General features: G+C 72.3%; 2 protein-coding genes. One reads left to right on the forward strand and one right to left on the reverse strand.

The window, feature by feature from the left end; genetic code table 11:
• Positions 1–203: ESX secretion-associated protein EspG (locus tag IJH84_RS07305; protein ID WP_295141854.1), on the forward strand; the 203-nt coding region annotated here is incomplete at its 5' end.
• Positions 204–386: 183 nt separating this feature from the next.
• Here the strand turns inward: IJH84_RS07305 and IJH84_RS07310 are convergent.
• Positions 387–2,057: a glycerol-3-phosphate dehydrogenase/oxidase gene (locus IJH84_RS07310; protein ID WP_295141857.1), complete on the reverse strand. Its 1,671-nt coding sequence runs from the start codon at positions 2,055–2,057 to the stop codon at positions 387–389.
• Positions 2,058–2,196 lie beyond the last annotated feature (139 nt).

Raw genomic sequence — 2,196 nt, forward strand, 5'->3', positions numbered from 1 at the left:
ACGGGACCGGCAGGCGGGTGCGGGCCGAGCGGGTGGTCGCCTTCTTCGACACCCCGCACGGCCGCTACGCGCAGCTGCGCCGGGACTCCCCGTCCGGCGACCCGTGGAGCACCATCGCCCCCGCCGACGACCGGCGGATGATCGCGCTGGTCGAAGAGCTGCGCGGCGAGCTCACCGGCCCCGCGGACGGCTTCGGGTCATAAGCCTTCGGCCGCGCCGAAATGCCCATCGCTTTCGGCGTGACCCGGCGTGCACGCGAAAGGGACCGCTCGCCCCTGCTGGGGACGAACGGTCCGCTCACTTCGATCTCGCGCCTTCGGGTCGACCGCGCAGCGATGACCGGGTACGCGACCGGCACCGCTGCGCAGCTGCTCCCGAACCGCGGCTCAGGCGATCGGTTCGGTGAGGTCCGGCCGGGCTTCCGGCGCCGCCGAACGCTTGGCGTCCGCAGCCTGGTCGTCCGGCTGGGTCTGCGAATCCCGCTCGGCCTCGACCCGCGCCGTGTACACCTCGATCTCGCGCGCGATCCGCTGCTCGTCCCAGCCGAGCACCTCGGCCATCACCCGGGCGACCGGCTCGGCCGACTCCACGCCGCGGTGCGGGGTCTCGATGCTGATCCGCGTGCGCCGGGTCAGCACGTCCTCCAGGTGCAGCGCGCCCTCGTGCGTGCACGCGTAGACCACCTCGGCCTTGAGGTAGTTCTGCGCAGCCGGGATCGGCTTGAGCAGCTCCGGGTTCTCGATCGACGGCGCCAGCACCTCGTGCACCTGCGAGCCGTAGCGGTCCAGCAGGTGCCGGATGCGGTACGGGTGCACCCCGTGCGCCGCGGCGATCTGATCGGCCTGGTTGACCAGCGCGTGGTAGCCGTCCGCGCCGAGCAGCGGCACCCGGTCGGTGATCGACGGCGCGATCCGCCCGGACAGGTCCGGCCCGATCGCGTCGACCGCGTCAGCCGCCATGACCCGGTAGGTCGTGTACTTGCCGCCGGCGATCGCCACCAGACCCGGCGCTACCCGGGCGACGGCGTGCTCGCGGGAGAGCTTCGAGCTCTCGTCGCTCTCCCCCGCCAGCAGCGGCCGCAGGCCCGCGTACACGCCCTCGATGTCCTCGTGCTTCAACGGCGTGGCCAGCACGGTGTTGACGTGTTCGAGGATGTAGTCGATGTCCTTCTTGGTCGCCGCCGGGTGCGCCAGGTCCAGGTTCCAGTCGGTGTCGGTGGTGCCGACGATCCAGTGGCTGCCCCACGGCACCACGAACAGCACCGAAGTCTCGGTGCGCAGGATCAGCCCGGACTCCGAGACGATCCGGTCCCGCGGGACGACGATGTGCACGCCCTTGCTGGCGCGGACCCGGAACCGGCCGCGGCTGCCGGAGAGCCGCTGCAGCTCGTCGGTCCACACCCCGGTCGCGTTGATCACGGCCTGCGCGCGGACCTCGGTCTCCTCGCCGGTCTCGGTGTCGGTCAGGCGCACCCCCGCGACCCGGTCGGCTTCCTGGAGGAAGCCGCTGACCTGGGTGGAAGTGGACACGACCGCGCCGTAGCGGGCGGCGGTGCGCGCGACGGTCATGGTGTGCCGCGCGTCGTCGGACTGGGCGTCGTAGTAGCGGATGCCACCGACCAGCGCGTTGCGCTTCAGCGCCGGGACCATCCGCAGCGCACCGGCCCTGCTGAGGTGCTTCTGCCCGGGCACCGAACGCGCGCCGCCCATCGTGTCGTACATCAGCAGACCGGCCGCGGTGTACGGGCGCTCCCACACGCGGTGGCTCAGCGGGTACAGGAACGGGACCGGCTTGACCAGGTGCGGAGCGATCCTGGTCAGCATCAGCTCGCGCTCCCGCAGCGCCTCCCGGACCAGCGAGAACTCCAGCTGCTCCAGGTAGCGCAGCCCGCCGTGGAACAGCTTGCTGGACCGGCTGGAGGTGCCCGCGGCCAGATCGCGGGCCTCCACCAGCGCGACCCGCAGCCCGCGGGTCGCCGCGTCCAGCGCGGTGCCCGCTCCGGTGACGCCGCCGTCGCCGGGGACGATCGAGGTGACAGTGTCGACGCAGTCGACCATCCCGCTGCCTGGCGTTCTCGTCGAGCTGCGCCGGATCCATGTCCGAGCCCACGCCCACGGTGGACAGGTATGTGACCGGCTTGAGCCGGGTGGTCAGCGCCATGCGCACCAGCTCGGCGGTGCCCACCACGTTCGGGCC

Origin of the sequence: Saccharopolyspora sp. (assembly GCF_017434145.1) — a bacterium.
GTDB lineage: Bacteria > Actinomycetota > Actinomycetes > Mycobacteriales > Pseudonocardiaceae > Saccharopolyspora_C > Saccharopolyspora_C galaxeae.

Coding starts and splice junctions, on each gene's coding strand:
- IJH84_RS07310 (WP_295141857.1), bottom strand. CDS start 2,057: ATGGTCGACTGCGTCGACACTGTCACCTCGATCGTCCCCGGCGACGGC.